Origin of the sequence: Herbaspirillum sp. Sphag64 (genome assembly GCF_014192645.1) — a bacterium.
Classification (GTDB): Bacteria; Pseudomonadota; Gammaproteobacteria; order Burkholderiales; family Burkholderiaceae_D; genus Herbaspirillum.
Window position 1 is genome coordinate 43,645 of sequence record NZ_JACHYE010000015.1, and the last position, 18,629, is coordinate 62,273.

Here is an 18,629-nt window from a genome sequence, read left to right on the forward strand (position 1 = left end):
CCAGACATTTCATTGGCAAGGATTTCAACTCATGACAAGTGCAACATCCCCCGCAACGCCCTCCCTGCGTACGCTTTATCCTCCGATCATGCCTTATGACAGTGGATTGCTTGATACCGGCGACGGCCATCAGGTGTATTGGGAAGTGTGCGGCAATCCTGCCGGAAAACCTGTCGTGTTCCTGCATGGTGGCCCCGGTGGTGGTTGCGGCCCATCGCACCGGCAACTGTTCAATCCGGAGAAATACCGGATTGTCTTGTTCGATCAACGCGGCTGTGGACGCTCGCTGCCGCATGCCCAGCTGGAGGCCAATACCACCTGGGATCTGGTGGCCGATATCGAGCGTTTGCGTACTTTGCTCGGGATTCAGAAGTGGCAGGTGTTCGGCGGTTCCTGGGGCAGTACGCTGGCGCTGGCCTATGCCCAGACGCATCCTGAACGCGTGACCGAGTTGATCCTGCGTGGCGTGTTTTTGCTGCGTCAGCGTGAGCTGGACTGGTATTACCAGGAAGGCGCATCCTGGCTCTGTCCGGACCGCTGGGAAGCATTTCTGGCGCCGATCCCGGTTGCTGAGCGCGGTGATCTGGTCAGTGCTTACCGACGTCGACTGACTGGCGATGACGAGGCCGCCAAATTACAGGCAGCACGGGCCTGGAGCCAATGGGAAGCCAGCACCATCACCCTGGCACCCAACCCGGCGATGATTGCCCAATTCGGTGACGCGCATTTCGCGCTGGCCTTTGCCCGCATCGAAAATCACTATTTTGTGCACAAGGGCTTCATGGAAGAGGGGCAGTTGTTGACTAATGCCGGGCGTCTCAAAGATATTCCCGGCGTCATCGTGCAAGGTCGCTATGATCTGGCCACACCGGCCAAATCGGCATGGGAGCTGCATCAAGCCTGGCCGCAAGCGCAACTGCATCTGGTTGAGGGCGCCGGTCATGCCTATAACGAGCCGGGTATTCTGGACAAGCTGATTGCCGCCACCGATCTGTTCGCCGGCTAGTTATCGGCAGCTGGCCGCACGGGGTCAGCGTGCCAGCCAGCGCATGGCTGAACCGACTGCGGCCGGCATCGCTTCACGCATGGTTTCGATGAAATGTCGCAACCGCGCTGGATAAAAACGCGCATAGGGATAAATGATCGAGACCGGCAATGCGCTGGCTTCCCAGCCTGGGAATAGTTCGATGAGCCGACCGTTGGTCAGATGGCCCTGCATCAGCCAGGCCGAGCCTACCAGAATGCCCAGTCCTTCTTGGGCCGCGTTCGATAGGGCAAACAGACTATCGGAAGTCAATCGTGGCTGGAAATTGAGTTCGCATACCTCACCACTGACGCGGTGCGTTAAGCGGATCTGACGTCGATAGAACTGCGGAATCGCCAGCCACGGCAATGCCGCTAGCTCCCGCGGGTGCTGTAGTGGCGGATATTGGGCCAGCAGCGAGGGTGCCGCGATCAGCACGCGCGGCACTTCGGCCAGATGGATGGCGACTACCGAAGGATTCTGCACTTCGCCGACATGGATCGCGCAATCGATACCGTGCTCGATAAAGTCGGAGGCGCGGTCATGCAGCAGCCACTCGACGGTAATGCCCGGATGCCGCCGCATGAATTCTGCCAGCGGAGCGATCAACTTTTCCTGCCCGAACACATGTGGTACGAACACCCGCAACGAGCCCGCTGCCTTCGAGGCCGCACCGCGCAGATCAAGTTCGAAGGACTCCCACCCCGCCAGCAGATCGAGGGCTCGCTCGTAGCACAGCTCGCCGTCTTCAGTCAGCTTCATGGCATGGGTAGAGCGTTGCAGCAGGCGCAAACCCAGCGATTTCTCCAGTAACTGCAGACGGCGGCTGATGGTTGGCTGGGTCGTGCCCATCTGGGCCGCTGCCGCCGACAGGCTGCCCGCCTGCACGATACGCACAAATGTCTGGATCAGTTCGATCCGGTCAGAGGCGCTAGTGGCAGGGGAGGGGGTGGTTGGCTTGGTCATACGTAAAGCGTATAACAATTCTACTGATCCTGCTACTACCACTGCGCCGCGATCAAGCCCAAACTGCACTCCGTCGACATTCCACTATTTCTTTTCCTTACTGATTACGGGGTGCTTATCATGTCTTCCATACAAAATGTGCATACTGCAGCACCAACGGCGATGGCAGCCAAGACTGCTGGTGACGGCCTGCCGCGCTCGCTGATGTTGTTACTGGCTTCAGGTGCCGGATTTGCCGTTGCTTCGCTGTATTACTCTCAACCGATGCTAGGTGTGTTGGGCGCAGATATTGGCGCCTCCGACCGTACTATCGGCATGGTACCGATGGCGACTCAGCTAGGTTACGCATTGGGGATTCTGCTGCTGGCCCCGTTGGGTGACCGCTATGACCGCCGACGCATTATCCTCATCAAGGCGGCGGTACTGACCGCGGCATTGTTACTGGCGGGGGCCGCGCCGGGTATCGGCTTGTTGCTGGTGGCCAGTCTGGTGATCGGACTGTCGGCTACGATGGCGCAGGATATCGTCCCGGCGGCAGCAACCCTGGCGTCCGAGCAACACCGCGGCAAGGTCGTCGGGACCGTCATGACCGGCTTGCTGATGGGCATCTTGTTGTCGCGAGTAGTCAGTGGCGTGGTGGCGGAATATTTTGGCTGGCGTGGCATGTTCATCGGTGCGGCCGTCAGTATTGCAGCGATCGGCGTGGCGAGCTGGCGCGGTCTGCCCCGCTTCAAGGCCACGACGCATCTGAGCTATGCCTCCTTGCTGGGCTCGCTGGGCAAGCTGGTCAAGCGTCATCCTGCCTTGCGTCGTGCCGCATTGGCGCAGGGCTTGCTATCAGTTGGTTTCAGTGCTTTCTGGTCCACGCTGGCAGTGATGCTGCATGCAGCACCGTTTCATCTGGGTAGCGCTGCGGCCGGTGCCTTTGGTCTGGCTGGTGCTGCTGGTGCGCTGGCGGCACCACTGGCTGGCCGGATTGCTGACCGCAAGGGGCCAGAACTGGTTACCCGTCTGGGAATTGGCTTGACCACACTGTCTTTCGCTGCCATGGCGCTGTCACCTGCGTTGTCATCGCATGCCCAACTGGTGTTGCTGGCGCTGGCCGCAATCGGCTTTGATCTGGGTGTGCAGGCGACGCTGGTTGCGCATCAAACGATTGTCTTCGGGATTGAACCAGGTGCCCGCAGCCGCTTGAATGCTGTTCTCTTTGTTGGCATGTTTATCGGCATGGCAGCCGGAGCCGCACTAGGCAGCCTGCTATTGGCGCAATGGGGCTGGATCGGTGTTGTCAGTCTGGCAGCTACCGTGTCGGTGGCGGCGCTGGTAGTACGCATGTGGCCGGCCAAGGATGGGCGTCAATAAACGGCAAGCCGTATCAAGGATGGCAAGCAAGGCAAGCGGGCTGGCAAGTTGCAGCCCGCTTGCCTCTTGAATAAACCAGTGGACACCTGAAATAAATGCCTGCCCGTTGTAAGATACAAGGCTGCGCCGCATTTTTGGCACTCATATAGGTTTACTCATGTCGTCACAAGAAAACATCGAAGCTGACGTAGTCATTCCAGAAGAAAATCTGGAATTCGTCAGTTCCTGCGCCTTGCCCATGCCTTGGGCAACTTTTCAATTGCATGCTTTTGTTGATCATGTTTCCGGCAAGGAACATCTGGCACTGGTGCTGGGCGATGTCGGCAACGGCGAGCCAGTTTTGGCGCGTGTACATTCTGAATGCCTGACCGGTGATGCATTGTTCAGCCAGCGTTGTGATTGCGGCGCCCAGCTGGAAGCCGCCTTGAAGCGTATCGCCAAGGAAAAGCGCGGCGTCGTGTTCTACCTGCGTCAGGAAGGTCGTGGCATCGGTCTGCTCAACAAGGTGCGTGCCTATCATCTGCAGGACGGTGGTGCCGATACGGTGGAGGCCAACCAGCAATTAGGTTTCCCGGCCGATATGCGACGCTACACGATTGTGCTGCCAATGCTCAGACATCTGGGCATCAATGCGCTGCGCTTGATGACCAACAACCCCCGCAAGGTCAATGCCTTGCAGGAATGTGGTGTTGAGGTGGTTGAGCGCATGCCGTTGGTGGAAAACCGCAATCCTTTCAATATCCGCTATCTGCGTACCAAGGCGACCAAGCTGGGTCACTTGTTGCCGTCACATGACAATGACTGAGTCAGTGTCTGATCAATCCAACATTTTGCTGCCATGACGATTCCCGATCTGATCCCGATTTCCCTGTTGACCGGTTTTCTGGGCAGTGGCAAAACCACTTTGCTCAATTATCTGGTGGGCCAGCCTGAACTCAAGGATACCCTGGTCATCATCAACGAATTTGGTGAGATCGGGCTTGATCATCTGCTGGTCGCGCACAGTCAGGAAGAGGTCGTGGTGGAAATGAGCAGCGGTTGTCTGTGCTGTACCATCCGTGGCGACCTCAAGAAGACGCTCAAGGACATTACCTGGCGCTTCGCCGAGGGCGGCCACCGCAAATTCAATCGCGTCATTATCGAAACCACCGGTTTGGCTTCGCCAATCCCGATTTTGCATACCTTGATGACCGATCCGTTCATTGCTGGCAAATACCGGCTCGACGGCGTCATCACCACCGTTGATGCGGTCAATGGCGCGGCCACGCTTGATCAGCATATCGAAGCGGTGCAGCAGGCGGCGGTTGCCGATCGGCTGTTGCTGACCAAGAGCGATCTGGCTGATGCTGCTGTGCTGGATGCGTTGCGGGACAGACTGCGACAGATCAATCCGGCCGCGCAGCAGCTTCTGTCACAACAGGGACAGGTTGCTCCGGCACAGTTGCTTGATGCCGGTTTGTTCAGAACCGGCGAAAAAAGTCTGGATGTCACACGCTGGCTGAACGAAGAGTCTTACGCCGATGATGCTCACAAGCACGATCAGGCGCATGCGCACCACCATGGGCATGATCACCATCACGACCACCACGATGATCACCAGCACGACGTAAACCGCCATGATGATCATATCCGCGCGTTCTGTTTCAGCTTTGATACACCGATCGAACCAGACCAGTTTGACGAGTGGTTGAGCCTGCTGGTGGGCTTCAAGGGCCAGAATATCCTGCGCATCAAGGGCATCATTAATCTCGCCGGGCAAGAGCAGCCGGTGGTCATTCACGGCGTACAACACATCTTCCACCCCACCGTGACGCTACCGCAATGGCCGTCTGAAGATCACCGTACCCGTATCGTTTTCATCACCAAGGATGTCGAACGTGCCACCATTGAGCGCTCCTTCAAGGCCTTCATGCAGGCGCAAGCGATCGAACGCGAGCAAGCAGGCCGCTAACGTCTGTTTTGGCGTGGTAAAAATGATGCAAAGCGATTCGGGAAAAGCGTCGCTAGGGAACTCTGTTGAGTCACTCCTTTGCGGTTCCGGCGGCCGCTATCCCTTGTGCAATGTTGCCGCACATCAAGCTGCGCAAAAATTGTGTTGGTAATTCGTCTATCCAATGAATGTGGCGTTTATGATGGATGCCATTGGCTATGCGGAACACTCCCTGAGCATGATAAAAGCGATTAAACGCATCGGAGCATCTCTCTCGGCATCAGTGACGCTGTGCATTGGCTTTGGCTTGACGTTTTTATTGTTTCTCGGCACCAGCAAACTGGAAGACAACGCCTTCGACAGGGATTTCGAACAACGCAGCGCCTCCCAAATCTATATCCTGCAACGCGGCATGGAAGAGGCGGTGCAAGTACTGACATCGATCAATCGCCTATTCCTGACGGTCGAAGCGCCAACGCGTGGGCAATTTCATACCTTCACGACCCCGTTACTGCAAAAATTCAGCTTCGTGAAGGCGTTCAGCTTTCAGCGCATCATCAGCCATGCCGAGCGGCCAGGCTACGAAGCCATGATGCAGAAACAGGTTCCCGGCTTCCAGATCAGTGTTCTGCAGCAGGGGCGCCTGATGCCTGCGGCGGAGCATGCACGTTATCTGGTGGTGGATTATCTGGAGCCGCTCCAGGGAAATCAGCCCGCACTCGGTCTGGATCTTTCCGGTAACAGCGAGATCATGGCGACGCTGGCGCGGGCGATTGAACTGAACCAGCCGGTCTCCTCCGGCGGCGTGCGACTGGCACAGGCTTCGGCAAACGATCTTGGTGTGCTGGTGCTGATGCCGGTATATCGGTCTGGCATGCCGCGAGACACCGTAGCGCAAAGGCGGGCGGCCGTTATTGGCGATACTGCCGAGGTATTTCATGTACGCACCTTGCTGGAACGTATTTTTAGTCAGGCCAGCGTCCCTGGGGCCAAGACTGACCGTATCAGCGTCTACGTTGGCGATAGTGCGCAGCCAGAAATGCTGGCCTACCGAAGTCCCGAATCCGTCACCAAATCGATGGCCGGTCGTCTGGCACCGCTCTACCGTTCACCTGCAATATTTAACCGTACCTTTGTCATTGCCGGTCAACCCTGGCATGTAGAAATCAGCGCAGTGCGGCCGATTCTGTCCAATCACAGCAACTCCTTGCTGATCCTCATCGCAGGCAGCTTGCTGACCCTGCTTGCCACGGCTTACCTCAATACGTTGTTGATGCGCTCGCGTCGCGTCCAGCGCACAGTGGATGAGCGAACCGCTGAGTTGCGTCTGACCAATGCACTGCTCAAGGCTGACATTCAAGCCCGTCAGCTGGCCGAACGCGCCTTGCAGTTGCGTCAACGCGCCATTGATGCCAGCGTCAACGCGATCATCATCATGCAGGCCAAAGGACCCGATTATCCGATCGAATACGTGAATCCGGCATTCGAGCGGATCACCGGCTACGCTGCGGCCGAAGCCAGCGGACAAAGTATCCGCCTGCTGGAAAGTGCGCAGCGCGAGACGTCCAGCTTTGACGATATCTGGCGCATCATGGACCAGCGCACGGAGGGTAATGTACTGCTGCGCACCCAGACCAAGAACGGCGCACCGATGTGGAACGATTGCTTCATTGCGCCGGTCAAGGACGAGCTCGGTGAGACGACCCATTTTGTGGCCGTATTGCATGACATTACCGCGATGAAGCGCTATGAAGAGGAATTGGCGTTTCAGGCCAATTGCGATGTGCTGACCGGGTTGGTCAATCGCAACATGTTGCGCACCGCGCTGAATCAGGCCATGGCCTATGCTGAGCGTTATCAGCATGCCTTGTGGGTGGTGTTCATCGATCTTGATCGCTTCAAGTTCGTCAACGATACCCTCGGACATCGCGCCGGTGACTTACTACTCAAGGCGGTGGCCGACCGTTTGCGTCATGTGGTACGTAGTGCCGATACGGTCGCCCGGCAGGGTAGTGATGAATTTGTGATCGTCATGTCAGAGTATCCCGGTGCCGATCTCGACACCCATATTCTGCACAACATACAGACCGCAGTTGCGGCGCCATTGACGGTTGACGGACATACCTTCTTTCCCACATGCAGTATGGGTGTGGCGACTTATCCGGGCGACAGCAAGGATGCCGAGACCTTGGTCAAATATGCCGATATTGCGATGTACCGCGCCAAACTGCACGGGCGCGACAACTTCCAGTTTTATACCCCTGCAATGAATGAACAGGCACTGGAGCGGTTGCGTATCGAGGGTGATCTGCGACGAGCGCTGGAGCGCGAGGAGTTCATGTTGCACTACCAGCCCAAGCTTGATCTGCGCAGTGGCAAGGTGGTTGGCATGGAAGCCCTGATTCGCTGGCGGCATCCGCAAATGGGCATGGTGGCACCGGCACGTTTCATCGGTCTGGCAGAGGAGACCGGGCTGATCTTGCCGATCGGTGCCTGGGTGATTCGTACTGCCTGTGCGCAGACCAAAGCCTGGCATGACGCCGGCTGGGAGTCGCTGCGGGTGGCGGTGAATCTATCGATACGCCAGTTTTTGCAGGCGGATCTGGTGTCATCGATTGCCACCGCATTGGTCGAAACCGGACTACCACCCCATTGCCTGGAGCTGGAACTGACAGAAACGCTGGTCATGACGGATGTCGAGCAGGCGATTGGTATCCTGCGGCAGTTCAAGGAGCTTGGTGTTCATATCTCGATTGATGATTTTGGGACGGGCTATTCCAGTCTCTCCTATCTGAAACGTTTCCCCATCGATGCGCTCAAGATCGATCAGTCATTTGTGCGCGATATTTCGGTCGATGCCGATGATGCCGCCATCACGGTATCGATCATTTCGCTGGCTCACAGCCTCAAGCTGCAAGTCATAGCCGAAGGCGTCGAAACGCAGGAGCAATTAAGCTTTTTGCGGCATCACGGGTGTGACGAAATCCAGGGCTATCTGTTCAGTCCACCGGTGTCGGCGGAGCAGTTTGTCCAGCTGTTGCAGGAGACGATTTCTACTCCCGCAGAGGGCCTGACTATCAGTGCCCGCTGAGTTTATTGCATGCTGAATCCGTTTTCTGGTCGTGATGATGTGGAAATCTGTACAGCAGTACAGTCACATTGGCGTCATCACGCGCTTTACACCGTACTGCAATATGGTGCCGATGATGGCAGCATGCTGTTGCAGCTGTGGACGCGCTGGCAGCAACAGCGCGACGCTGGTGAGCCAGTGCCGCAGCGACTGCATTACATCCTGCTGCCGGGGCCCACCGAGCAGGATCCGCCGCTGGCAGCACCACGCGCTACAGGTATTGAGGATCCACTGGGGCTGGTGGCGCAATGGCTACCGGTCTGGCCAGCGGCTACACCAGGTTATCACCGTCTGTTGCTGGCGCAGGACCGTATCGCGCTGACGCTCATTGTTGGTGAACAAGCACAGGCATTAACGCAGCTCGAAGCGCGCGCCGATTGCGTGTTGCTGCAGGCTGCGCAAGGATGGCAAGCGCCGCAGATCAAGCGCTTATGCCAACTGGTCCGGACCGATACCTTGCTGTTTTTACCGACGCCTGCCACTGCACTGGCTGGCCCCTTGCAGCAGGCCGGTTTTGCGCCTGTTGCCGGTAACACAGCGGGTCTTGCCATGCGCTATGCGCCGCGCTGGCGTGTTACTCCTGCTGTACCGACAGTGCTACCTGTATCGCGTGAGGCCATCGTCATCGGTGCCGGTCTGGCAGGTACGACCCTATGCCAGCGACTGGTCGCACGTAGCTGGCGGGTAACATTGATTGAACGGCATGGCGCACCCGCGCAAGAGGCATCGGGCAATCTGGCCGGGGTCTACATGCCGTCCATTTCGCGCGATGACAATCCGACCGCCAGACTGACGCGGGCCGCATTTCTGTTTGCCCGGCAACTGTGGATGCAGCTCGACATCTTTGCGCCCGAGCGGCAGATCGGCAAGGCCTGTGGCGTCTTGCAGCTGGCGCGCGGTCCGCAGCAGGCCGAGGCCTTCGCCGATGCTGCCCGCTTCTGGCGTTATCCACCCGCGTTTGCGCAATGGTGGTCGGAGTCTGAAGTCAGCGATCGTTTGCAGATGGCTGCAGGAAGTGGCTGGTGGTTTCCGCAAGCTGGCTGGGTGCGACCAGCGCGGTTGTGTGAAGCCATGCTGGAAGCTTGTGGCGATGCGGTACAACGTCGGTTTCACCAACATGCGGTGCACTTGCGCAGGGTTGCACAGCAATGGCAGGTGGTCGACGCCCATGGTGCGGTGCTGGCGCAGGCGCCAGTCGTCGTGCTCGCCAATAGCGCGGCAGCCTTGCAATTTGAGCAGGCTGCCGGATTGCCGTTGCAGCAGATTCGGGGGCAAGTCAGTCATGTACCGGCAGAGCAATTACCCGTCCTGCCGATGGCACTGTGTGGCGACGGTTATCTGACTGGTGCCGTTGATGGTCTGGTCAGCATGGGTGCCAGCTATGACCTTGGCGATGAGGATACTTCGCTGCGACTGGACAGCCATCTGGGCAATCTCGGCAAGTTACGTCAGATGTTGCCGCAATGGCAGAAGCAGCCCGATCTGGCCAGCTGGCAGGGGCGTGTGGGATTTCGTTGTGTATCGACAGATCGTCTGCCGCTGGTGGGCGCGCTGCCCGACATGGCAGTGCTGGCTGTTACTGGTGAAGTTCAGTTACGCGACGTGCCGCGTCATCCGTCGTTACATGCGGTGCTGGGTTTTGCTTCACGCGGCCTGATCTGGTCACCGCTGGCCGCAGAAATTGTGGCTAGCCAGCTCACCGGCGAGCCACTGCCCTTAGGCAGGGATGCGCTAGCGTTGCTGGATCCGGCACGCTTTGCGCTCAAAGCACACCGGCGCGCTGGTTGAGGTTGCCATCCCGACAACCTCTGACCGACCTGATTAGCGCTGCCAACCGCCGTGATCAAATTCCCAGCCACGAGGGCCTTGATGCCAGCCGGGTGGCGCATAGCGATAGCCGCGATGCATGCGTTCCCAATGGCCTGCGACCCAGACATGACGATAACCGTCCCAGGCCCAGTACCCCGGTGCCCAGACATAGCCATGATGTGGCGGTGGTAATGCTTCATAGCGGGGTGGTGGCGGTGGTGCGGGCGCAATGATGATCTGCGCTTGCGCCGCGTTCGCCAGCATGAGCGCTGAAACGGCACTGGTACTGAGCAAGAGCGAAAGAAGCAATTTTTTGTAGAACATGATGCACTCCCTGAGTATTGATAATAGTAGCCGCGCTACATGGGGATGACTGTAGAACAGAGCAGAAAGGGGAGATGTAATTTTATGTATCGCCGACGGGTTTTTTTGCGCTGCTGAAACACTAAGAAACAAACTCGCAACCAGTGATCCGCCGGACAAACACAACAAGCCCCTTGCAGCCTGTCGGGCGCCTGAAGAGGGCCGGGGTAGAGTAAAATATCGCCTTTTGAACAGGCGTCCGGCGGGCATGGCAATGGGTTTTCCCGACCATCGACCTATCGATGCGCCTGACGTTACACCGGAACTGCACATGCTGCGAATTGCTGAAATACAACTCCCTCTCGACCATCCTGAAGCCGATCTGCGCGCGGCCATTCTCGCGCGCCTGGGTATTCCGGATGACCAACTGCTGAGCGTGAGCCTGTTCCGTCGCAGCTACGATGCGCGCAAGAAGTCAGCCATCCTGCTCAATTACTCGGTGGATGTCGAGGTCGCCGACGAAGCTGCCGTGTTGCAACGGCAGCCAGCACAAGGCAAGGCGGTCAGCAAGACTGCCATTGTTCCTACACCAGACACCAACTACCATTTCGTTGCCCGGGCACCAGCTGGTTTGCGCCAACGCCCGGTGGTCATCGGCACCGGCCCATGCGGTATTTTTGCGGGGTTGATTCTGGCCGAAATGGGTTTCAACCCGATCATTCTGGAACGCGGCAAGACGGTACGCGAGCGGACCAAGGATACCTGGGGCCTGTGGCGTCAACGCCAGCTCAAGCCGGAATCCAATGTGCAATATGGCGAGGGTGGCGCTGGTACGTTTTCCGACGGCAAGCTCTACAGCCAGGTCAAGGATCCTAAGCACTACGGCCGCAAGGTACTTACGGAATTCGTCGCCGCTGACGCACCGCCGGAAATCATGTACGTCAGCAAGCCGCACATCGGTACCTTCCGTCTGGTCAAGATGGTGCAACTGATGCGGGAAAAAATCGTCAGCCTCGGTGGCGAGTTTCGCTTTGAACAAAAGGTCAGCGATGTCGTCATCCAGGATGGCCAGATGCGCGGTGTAGTGCTGGAAAGTGGCGAGCATATCGAGGCCGATCATGTGGTGCTGGCAATTGGTCACAGCGCGCGCGATACCTTCCAGATGCTCTACGACCGGGGCGTCTACATGGAAGCCAAGCCGTTTTCGGTGGGCTTCCGGGCCGAGCATCCACAATCCCTGATCGATCGATGCCGTTTCGGTCCGAATGCCGGCAATCCTATCCTTGGCGCGGCCGACTACAAGCTGGTGCATCACTGTTCCAATGGACGTGCGGTCTACAGCTTCTGCATGTGTCCGGGCGGCACCGTCGTCGCCGCCACCTCCGAGCCGGAGCGTGTGGTCACCAATGGTATGAGCCAGTATTCGCGCAATGAGCGCAATGCCAATAGCGGCATCGTGGTTGGTATTTCGCCGGCGGATTATCCGGGTCATCCGCTGGCCGGGATTGAATTCCAGCGGCACTGGGAGTCACGCGCCTATGAGCTCGGTGGCCGCACTTATGATGCTCCTGGGCAACTGGTTGGCGATTTTCTGGCGAAGCGGCCATCGAGGGAACTCGGCAGTGTGATTCCGTCTTACAAGCCGGGTGTCTTGCTGGGTGACCTGAGTACGTCATTGCCTGATTATGCGATCGACGCCATTCGCGAAGCCTTGCCGGAGTTTGATAAACAGATTCGCGGTTACGCGATGAATGATGCGGTATTGACCGGTGTGGAGACGCGCACCTCTTCGCCAGTGCGTATCCGACGCGATGACAAGACCTTGCAAAGCCTCAATACCAAAGGTTTGTTCCCGGCCGGTGAGGGTGCTGGTTATGCCGGCGGGATCATGTCGGCCGCAATCGACGGGATCAAGGTGGCCGAGGCGGTGGCGCTGTCGATTACTGGGGGCTGAGGCGTCGCTACTCGACTTTGGTCGTATTTCCGCATTATGTCGTTGGCACCAATGCAAAACGGGCCGCAGTTGCGGCCCGTTTTGTTTGAGATCAGTACTGCTTACTTCTTTGCACGGCTAGTGGTCTTTTCAGCAGCCTGAGTGAATTGCTTGGCAGCATTACTGAGGTGACCTTCCAGTGTTTCTACGGCTTGCTTGGTGTTCTTGGTCAGTTGCTCGTAGCCAGCGTTGGCATTGCCAATTGCCGACTTCAGCAGTGCCACAGCCTGTTCCGAACCAGCTGGTGCATTCTTGGCGATTTCATCAACCAGTGCGCTAACCTTGCGGCTGGTGTCAGCAACTTGTGCTTCAGCAGCCTTGGTCAGTTCAGCTTGTGTAGCAGACAGGATTGATGCCAGGTGACGACCGTAGGCAGCAGCCTTTTCAGCGGTTGGCTGAGCGTGGGCAGTGGCCAGTGCGATCAGTTCCTGCGGATCCTTGACGGCGGAAAATTGTTGAGCAGCAGCAGCAGACTCTTCCAGCGAAGCTTTGACGGCGTTCAGGTTCAGTTCAACCAGCTTTTCCACGCCTTCGAAGGTCTTGGTGGTCAGTGTGTTGATCAGGTCCAGTTGTGCCTGGAAATGGGTTTTGGTTGCTGCGGAAAATTGATCTTGGTACGAAAACATGACTTCTCCTTTGGTTCGACGACTATTAGGCGACTGGCGGCTTCCGTCTCAAGATGTTATTGTGCGCCGCAACAAGACCGATTTTACGCACTTCTTTGGTGAGGTCAAGTGGTTTTTGTGCAACGCACCAAAATGATATCGATCGCCCGGCAAGTCTCACGATATGGATATGACTCGTCCCATTTCCCTTGGGAAATGACGTCTTGCCTTACCGTCCGTCACGCCGTTCTGGCGGTGCCAGCTCATGCACCACAACACCCTCGTCGGATGCCGCGAACTGACAGGTATGAGCGAGCGCAATCCCGCGCAAGGTATCTTGATAGCCTTGTTCCCAACGCCACCTGATCGATCCTTGTGAAAAGTTGACATCTTTTGATGCCATGTTCCAGTCGCGACCGGCATAGGCCAGTCGCACGACGTGAATGGTCGCATCGCTGCCAAGCTCGGCAATTTGCTGCCGGTCAGCTGCACTGAGTTGGGACGCGGGCAGGCGGGCGTAGGCATCGCGTGCAATTTTACGCAGCTGATGTTGCTTGATATAAGCATCAATATGGCGCTGTGAGCGCGAGGCAAAAGTGACATCCTTCTGCCGTGTCTGCACCGCTTCCAGTGTTCTCGGCTCGGGCCCATCGGCATGCCACAGGTCAACCATCATGCACAGGGTGTTCTGACGCGGCTCGTCATTGAGCACCACCTCCAGCGGCGTGTTGGAATACAGACCGCCGTCCCAGTATAGGTCGCCGTCAATTCTTACTGCGGCAAAGCCCGGTGGCAGCGCACCGCTGGCCATGACATGCTCGGCATTGATCGCCAGTTTCGTTGAGTCAAAGCGGATCAGCGTGCCACAGGTGACCTTGACCGCATTGACAGTCAGACGCATGCCGTCGCCACGGTTGAGATAATCAAAATCGACGTGGGCATTGAGCGTCTCGCGCAAGGCTTCCGTGCTGTAGAAACTGGCCTCTTCGGCCGGGACCGGCAAACCGGCCGCGAAGGGATTAAACGGACGTGGCGTAAAAAACCCTTCTACGCCACGGCTGAAGGTATCCAGGGTAGACAACCAGGTTGCTAGTTGACGTGTGGCGTCCGGTACCTGACGCAGGTCGACCGGATCCGGATGGGAAACGCTTTCCCAGAACTGTCGAAGTCGTTCGATCCGGTGCTCATGCGGATTGCCCGCAATGATGGCCGCATTAATGGCACCGATGGAAGTACCGACGACCCAGTCTGGGCAGAGGTCATGCTCATGCAAGGCGTGATAGACGCCGGCTTGATACGCACCAAGCGCACCGCCACCCTGCAGAACCAGAGCAATCCGGGGCCGAGCAGCTGAAGGTGATTTCCTGGTACGGGAAGACGTCGCTGGTGCGGTGTCGGCAGAGGCAGTGCTGGCAGATCGGCGTGGCATCGTGGTCCTTGCAGTGTGAATACTGGAGATTGCAGTGCAGCGCAGCAATTGTAGCGCGACCGGGGCAGGACTTCAGCGCTGGTCGACAGCTACGGAGTCGGCTCGACTGGCTCGCCAAGCATGCAATAACTGCAATGCTTCCTTGCTGATGGCGGTGGTTGTGATTTCATGCAGATGTTCGATGATCATCACCGCATACACATTGGCCAGCGTGTTGACTTCCGGTGACAGCGCACATTCTTCGCCGGTGGCAGGCCGTTGCAGGCGCCAGTAGTTAATAGCCGCTTCGAGATCGGTCAATAAGATGATGGTTTCGCTCATGCCGGTATTGTACGCCCGCCGCTGACTACGGCTGTGTCGGCGGCACGACATGCGTTTTCCATGCTTGCAAATTTGAAATTCTTCGTTGGGTGACAATCCGGTTTTTGCTCTAATGGCCCTCCGTCGCCTGTGCCCGCTACTGAAAGCTCTGTCATGTCTCAATCGCCTTCTCTCGCGGCATCTTCGGATGCCGCATCTGCCGTTGTTCATCCCCAACTTCCGCGTACTGGCGTAACCCGTATCCGTGATGATGCCCACGCCCTTGAAGCTGCGCGTGTACTCGCGACAGATCTGGCGCAAGAAGCGTCGGCGCGCGATCGTGAGCGTCGCTTGCCGTGGCCCGAACTGGAGCGCTATGTCCGCTCGGGTTTATGGGGGATTTCGGTACCGAGAGAATACGGCGGTGCAGGGGTGTCCAAAGTCACGCTGGCGGAGGTAACGGCGATCATTTCGGCGGCGGATGGCTCGATTGGTCAGATTCCACAAAACCACTTTTATGCCGTTGAGTTGATTCGCGTCAATGGCAGCGAAGCGCAAAAACGCTTCTATTTTGAGCGGGTGTTGCAGGGCGATCGTCTGGGCAATGCACTCGCTGAAATCGGCACCAAGAATTCCGCTGAACGCAAGACCCGTCTGAGTGCTGATGCCGAGGGTGGTTTCCGAATTAATGGCCGCAAGTTTTACGCGACCGGCGCGCTGTATGCCGATTGGGTACCGACCTCTGCCATTGATGATGGCGGTGTGCAGCAACTGGCACTGGTACCGCGCAACGCCGTTGGCCTGACCATCATTGACGACTGGTCCGGGTTTGGTCAGCGTACTACGGGCAGTGGTTCAGCCATCTTTGACAATGTGCCTGTCCCGGCCGATGCCGTGCTCGGCTTTCAGGCTGCATTTGACCGGCCGACTCAGGTTGGTCCGCTGGCGCAGCTGTTGCATGCCGCCATTGATCTGGGGTTGGCGCGTGCGGCCTATGAGGATCTGATTCGCTTTGTGAAGACACGCTCGCGCCCCTGGTTTGACAGCGGTGTCGAGCGGGCGTCAGACGATCCGCTGACATTGCGCGAAGTCGGTGATCTGACGATCCAGTTACATGCGGCGGAGGCATTGCTGGAGCGTGCCGGACGCAAGGTCGATACCGCGACGCGTGAACAATCTGCAGAGAACGTTGCTGCGGCCTCGGTTGCAGTGGCTGAAGCGCGGGTACTGACCACGGACGTCGCATTGGCAGCCAGCACCAAACTGTTTGAGTTAGCCGGTACCCAGTCCACCCTGGCCGAGGGCAATCTTGACCGTCATTGGCGCAATGCCCGTACGCATACCCTGCATGATCCGGTGCGCTGGAAATATCACGTCATCGGCAACTACTATTTGAATGACAAGAACCCGCCACGTCACGGCGCGATCTGATTCCGACCAACCGATCATGGATGTCGCAGCATGAGTCAATCCGGCAAAAAAGAAATTCGTCTCAACGCCTTCAATATGAATTGCGTGAGCCACATCAATCACGGTTTGTGGACGCATCCTCGTGATCGTTCGCAAGACTATACCGATGTCAATTACTGGACCGATCTTGCCAAGCTGCTTGAGCGTGGCAAATTCGACGGACTGTTTCTGGCGGATATCGTCGGTGTCTATGATGTCTATCAGAACGCGGTCGACCTGACCTTGCGCGAGACCATACAGCTGCCGGTCAATGATCCGCTGCTGCTGGTCTCGGCGATGGGACATGTGACGGAACATCTGGGCTTCGGCGTCACGGTCAACCTTACCTACGAGGCCCCGTTCCTGTTTGCACGCCGTATGTCCACCCTTGATCACCTGACCAAGGGTCGCATTGGCTGGAATATCGTTACCGGTTACCTCGACAGTGCTGCCCGTGCCATGGGTTTGTCCGAGCAGATCGCGCACGATGAGCGTTATGATCGCGCCGATGAGTTCCTGGAAGTGGTCTATAAACTCTGGGAAGGCAGTTGGGAAGAGCAGGCTGTACTACGTGACCGCGCACGTCGCATTTATGCGCAGCCGGACAAGGTGCATACCATTTCCCATCACGGGAAGTATTACGACGTCGACGGAATTCACCTGAGCGAGCCGTCCCGTCAGCGCACGCCGGTCTTGTATCAGGCCGGTTCGTCCGGCCGCGGTCAGCAGTTCGCCGCCCGTCATGCCGAGTGCATCTTCATTTCCGGACAAACCCGTGAGGCGGTGCGCAAGCTGGTGATCGGTGTGCGTGAAGGTGTGGTGCGTGAAGGCCGTCATCCTGACGATATCAAGGTCTTCATGGGCATCACCGTGATTGTGGCGCCCACCACCAAAGAGGCGCAGGAAAAGTATCAGGAGTACAAACGCTACGCCAGCCCTGAAGCCGGCCTGGCGCATTTCTCCAGTGGTACCGGGATCGATTTTTCCAAGTACGAACTCGATGAGCCGATCCGCCAGGTGAAGACCAACTCGATTGAGTCGCTGGTCAAGACTGTTACCAATCCCGAACTGAACTGGACCAAGCGCAAGTTGCTGCGGCAGCTGGAGCTGGGTGGACGTTACCTCACCATCGTCGGCTCGCCTCAGGAAGTTGCCGACGAACTCGAGGGATGGATCCGCGAGACCGATATTGATGGCTTCAATCTGACCCGCACGGTCACACCGGAAAGTTATGAGGATTTCATCGATCTGGTGATCCCAGAGCTGCAAACCCGTGGCTCCTACAAGCACGACTATGCACCGGGCTCGCTACGTGAAAAGCTGTTTCATGGTGATGCCTACCTGCCATCCCGGCATATCGGCGCCACGTATCGCACAGTCAGCTCAGTCGACCAAAATCGACGCCATGCCTGATTCCGGGGCTGGATGTGAACCCAGCCGCAGGTGTCCAAACGATTATTTGAGGTATCAAGTCAAGCTATGAAATCAATTCTCCATCGTATGTTGCACAGAGTTGCCATGAGCTTGCTGCTCACTAGCCTGCTGAGCAGCGTGACATTGACTGCGACAGCGGCGGATAAAGTACTTAAGGTCGGTGTGACCAGTGGCCCGCATGCCGAGGTGTTTGAAGTAGTGAAAACGATCTTCGAGCGCAACAACCCTGGCTACAAAATCAAGATCATCGAGTTTAACGACTATATTCAACCGGATGCTGCACTCGATGCTGGTGAGCTTGACGCCAACAGCTATCAACATCGCCCGTTCCTGAATGCGCAGATCAAGGCGCGCGGCTATAAGCTGTTCGGCACCGGCAAGACGTTCATTGGGCCTATTGCCATCTATTCAAAGAAATTTCACCAGCTGGCAGACCTGCCCATCGCTGCCAAGATCGGGATCCCCAACGATCCTGCCAATGAAAGTCGGGTTCTGCTGTTGTTGCAAAAACATGGCGTTATTAAGTTGCGTGCCGGTATTGACCCGCTCACTGGCGTCAATGCAACGCCGATCGACATCGTCGAGAATCCCCGCAAGCTCAGATTGATCGAAATTGATGCTGCTCAACTACCGCGCACGCTCGATGATCTGGATGCGTCTGCCGTGAATGCTGACTATGCGGTCAAGGCTGGACTCAACCCACAACGCGATAGCTTGGTGGTCGAAGACGGTGCCAGCCCTTATGCCTGCCTGATTGCGGTACGTGAGAAAGACAAGGACCAGGTCTGGCTGCCACGATTAGTACAAGCCTATCAGTCAGACGAAGTGCGCAAATATATTCAGAGCACCTTCAATGGGGCCGTTCTTGCCGGTTGGTAAGCCATGCATGCTGCTT

General features: G+C 57.4%; 15 protein-coding genes. 10 read left to right on the top strand and 5 right to left on the bottom strand.

Annotation, left to right across the window (positions count from 1 at the left end; all coding sequences use genetic code 11):
* Positions 1-31 precede the first annotated feature (31 nt).
* On the top strand, positions 32-1,006 hold the full coding sequence (gene pip / locus FHW66_RS18210) for a prolyl aminopeptidase (protein WP_183381253.1): 975 nt from the start codon (positions 32-34) through the stop codon (positions 1,004-1,006).
* A 24-nt stretch (positions 1,007-1,030) separates the two neighbouring features.
* Here pip and FHW66_RS18215 read toward each other — a convergent pair whose 3' ends face one another.
* Positions 1,031-1,990 carry a LysR family transcriptional regulator gene (locus FHW66_RS18215; RefSeq protein WP_183381254.1) on the bottom strand — a complete coding sequence of 320 codons (960 nt, stop codon included), beginning with the start codon at positions 1,988-1,990 and terminating at the stop codon, positions 1,031-1,033.
* A gap of 120 nt (positions 1,991-2,110) precedes the next feature.
* Here FHW66_RS18215 and FHW66_RS18220 point away from each other — a divergent pair, with 120 nt between their 5' ends.
* The 5 genes from FHW66_RS18220 (at position 2,111) to mnmC (ending at position 10,200) form a co-directional block, all read left to right on the top strand.
* Positions 2,111-3,352 carry an MFS transporter gene (locus FHW66_RS18220; RefSeq protein WP_183381255.1) on the top strand — a complete coding sequence of 414 codons (1,242 nt, stop codon included), beginning with the start codon at positions 2,111-2,113 and terminating at the stop codon, positions 3,350-3,352.
* A gap of 157 nt (positions 3,353-3,509) precedes the next feature.
* Positions 3,510-4,157 (top strand): GTP cyclohydrolase II, encoded by a 648-nt coding sequence (ribA, locus tag FHW66_RS18225; protein ID WP_183381256.1) that lies wholly within the window; start codon positions 3,510-3,512, stop codon positions 4,155-4,157.
* Positions 4,158-4,190: 33 nt separating this feature from the next.
* Positions 4,191-5,303 (top strand): GTP-binding protein, encoded by a 1,113-nt coding sequence (locus FHW66_RS18230; RefSeq protein WP_183381257.1) that lies wholly within the window; start codon positions 4,191-4,193, stop codon positions 5,301-5,303.
* A gap of 178 nt (positions 5,304-5,481) precedes the next feature.
* On the top strand, positions 5,482-8,373 hold the full coding sequence (locus FHW66_RS18235) for an EAL domain-containing protein (RefSeq protein ID WP_370543500.1): 2,892 nt from the start codon (positions 5,482-5,484) through the stop codon (positions 8,371-8,373).
* Positions 8,374-8,382: 9 nt separating this feature from the next.
* A complete protein-coding gene (gene mnmC / locus FHW66_RS18240; RefSeq protein WP_183381258.1) occupies positions 8,383-10,200 on the top strand; it encodes an FAD-dependent 5-carboxymethylaminomethyl-2-thiouridine(34) oxidoreductase MnmC in 1,818 nt (605 codons plus the stop codon).
* 33 nt (positions 10,201-10,233) lie between these two features.
* On the opposite strand, the gene FHW66_RS18245 is transcribed toward mnmC, so the two are convergent.
* Positions 10,234-10,545 (bottom strand): YXWGXW repeat-containing protein, encoded by a 312-nt coding sequence (locus tag FHW66_RS18245; RefSeq protein WP_183381259.1) that lies wholly within the window; start codon positions 10,543-10,545, stop codon positions 10,234-10,236.
* 310 nt (positions 10,546-10,855) lie between these two features.
* Here FHW66_RS18245 and FHW66_RS18250 point away from each other — a divergent pair, with 310 nt between their 5' ends.
* Positions 10,856-12,478, top strand: a complete 1,623-nt coding sequence (locus FHW66_RS18250; RefSeq protein ID WP_183381260.1) for an NAD(P)/FAD-dependent oxidoreductase — start codon at positions 10,856-10,858, stop codon at positions 12,476-12,478.
* A 101-nt stretch (positions 12,479-12,579) separates the two neighbouring features.
* On the opposite strand, the gene phaP is transcribed toward FHW66_RS18250, so the two are convergent.
* From phaP to FHW66_RS18265, 3 genes are all read right to left on the bottom strand, one after another.
* Positions 12,580-13,143, bottom strand: a complete 564-nt coding sequence (gene phaP / locus FHW66_RS18255; protein WP_183381261.1) for a TIGR01841 family phasin — start codon at positions 13,141-13,143, stop codon at positions 12,580-12,582.
* A gap of 208 nt (positions 13,144-13,351) precedes the next feature.
* Positions 13,352-14,551, bottom strand: a complete 1,200-nt coding sequence (locus tag FHW66_RS18260; RefSeq protein WP_183381262.1) for a patatin-like phospholipase family protein — start codon at positions 14,549-14,551, stop codon at positions 13,352-13,354.
* A 72-nt stretch (positions 14,552-14,623) separates the two neighbouring features.
* The gene (locus FHW66_RS18265) at positions 14,624-14,923 is read right to left on the bottom strand and encodes a DUF3717 domain-containing protein (protein ID WP_370543499.1); all 300 of its coding nucleotides are present in this window, start codon (positions 14,921-14,923) and stop codon (positions 14,624-14,626) included.
* Positions 14,924-15,025: 102 nt separating this feature from the next.
* On the opposite strand from FHW66_RS18265, the gene FHW66_RS18270 reads away from it, so the two are divergent.
* From FHW66_RS18270 to FHW66_RS18280, 3 genes are all read left to right on the top strand, one after another.
* Positions 15,026-16,282, top strand: coding sequence for an SfnB family sulfur acquisition oxidoreductase (locus FHW66_RS18270; protein WP_183381263.1), 1,257 nt, complete (start codon positions 15,026-15,028; stop codon positions 16,280-16,282).
* Between the two features lie 30 nt (positions 16,283-16,312).
* The gene (locus FHW66_RS18275; protein ID WP_183381264.1) at positions 16,313-17,713 is read left to right on the top strand and encodes an LLM class flavin-dependent oxidoreductase; all 1,401 of its coding nucleotides are present in this window, start codon (positions 16,313-16,315) and stop codon (positions 17,711-17,713) included.
* Positions 17,714-17,818: 105 nt separating this feature from the next.
* Positions 17,819-18,613, top strand: a complete 795-nt coding sequence (locus FHW66_RS18280; RefSeq protein ID WP_255459054.1) for a MetQ/NlpA family ABC transporter substrate-binding protein — start codon at positions 17,819-17,821, stop codon at positions 18,611-18,613.
* Positions 18,614-18,629: the final 16 nt, after the last annotated feature.

What these genes read in the sequence shown, in the direction of transcription:
- mnmC (WP_183381258.1), top strand. Translation starts at nt 8,383, where the DNA reads ATGCTGAATCCGTTTTCTGGTCGTGATGATGTGGAAATCTGTACAGCA.
- FHW66_RS18245 (WP_183381259.1), bottom strand. Translation starts at nt 10,545, where the DNA reads ATGTTCTACAAAAAATTGCTTCTTTCGCTCTTGCTCAGTACCAGTGCC.
- FHW66_RS18265 (WP_370543499.1), bottom strand. Translation starts at nt 14,923, where the DNA reads ATGTCGTGCCGCCGACACAGCCGTAGTCAGCGGCGGGCGTACAATACC.
- FHW66_RS18250 (WP_183381260.1), top strand. Translation starts at nt 10,856, where the DNA reads ATGCTGCGAATTGCTGAAATACAACTCCCTCTCGACCATCCTGAAGCC.
- FHW66_RS18215 (WP_183381254.1), bottom strand. Translation starts at nt 1,990, where the DNA reads ATGACCAAGCCAACCACCCCCTCCCCTGCCACTAGCGCCTCTGACCGG.
- FHW66_RS18275 (WP_183381264.1), top strand. Translation starts at nt 16,313, where the DNA reads ATGAGTCAATCCGGCAAAAAAGAAATTCGTCTCAACGCCTTCAATATG.
- phaP (WP_183381261.1), bottom strand. Translation starts at nt 13,143, where the DNA reads ATGTTTTCGTACCAAGATCAATTTTCCGCAGCAACCAAAACCCATTTC.
- ribA (WP_183381256.1), top strand. Translation starts at nt 3,510, where the DNA reads ATGTCGTCACAAGAAAACATCGAAGCTGACGTAGTCATTCCAGAAGAA.
- pip (WP_183381253.1), top strand. Translation starts at nt 32, where the DNA reads ATGACAAGTGCAACATCCCCCGCAACGCCCTCCCTGCGTACGCTTTAT.
- FHW66_RS18220 (WP_183381255.1), top strand. Translation starts at nt 2,111, where the DNA reads ATGTCTTCCATACAAAATGTGCATACTGCAGCACCAACGGCGATGGCA.
- FHW66_RS18235 (WP_370543500.1), top strand. Translation starts at nt 5,482, where the DNA reads ATGATGGATGCCATTGGCTATGCGGAACACTCCCTGAGCATGATAAAA.
- FHW66_RS18280 (WP_255459054.1), top strand. Translation starts at nt 17,819, where the DNA reads ATGAGCTTGCTGCTCACTAGCCTGCTGAGCAGCGTGACATTGACTGCG.
- FHW66_RS18230 (WP_183381257.1), top strand. Translation starts at nt 4,191, where the DNA reads ATGACGATTCCCGATCTGATCCCGATTTCCCTGTTGACCGGTTTTCTG.
- FHW66_RS18270 (WP_183381263.1), top strand. Translation starts at nt 15,026, where the DNA reads ATGTCTCAATCGCCTTCTCTCGCGGCATCTTCGGATGCCGCATCTGCC.
- FHW66_RS18260 (WP_183381262.1), bottom strand. Translation starts at nt 14,551, where the DNA reads ATGCCACGCCGATCTGCCAGCACTGCCTCTGCCGACACCGCACCAGCG.